At 67.8% G+C, this 317-nt stretch carries 1 protein-coding gene; it reads right to left on the bottom strand.

The window, feature by feature from the left end:
* The coding region (locus tag AC0L3A_RS41080; protein ID WP_473256629.1) for a transposase domain-containing protein at positions 1-317 on the bottom strand (317 nt) is incomplete at both ends.

The raw sequence follows: 317 nt of genomic DNA, 5'->3' as shown, positions 1-317 counted from the left end.
ACCCGGAACTGGGCCGGGACGATATCCAGTCGTTCGCTCACATCCTCGCCGATCCGGTGCAGCGCCTGCTGACAGCACGGGCAGGCGTGATCGTCGAGGTCGATCAGCATCTCGACCCGCGGCAGATGCGCCGGCAGGGCTCCTCTGTTCCTGCGGCGCCGTGCGGCTCGGCTCGATCGCTCGGCAGCATTGGCTGCATCGGTCGCGGCATCACTGCTCGCCTCGACCTGCTTGACCTCCTCCAGGCCGAGCAGCAACTGGTCCTCCGGCAGCGTCTCGGCCCGGCGGCCGAAGCGATGACGCTGCAACTCCTTGAT

The sequence above is a fragment of the Bradyrhizobium sp. MI1.3 genome (assembly GCF_055811695.1).
This window is presented reverse-complemented; position numbering and strand designations above follow the sequence as displayed.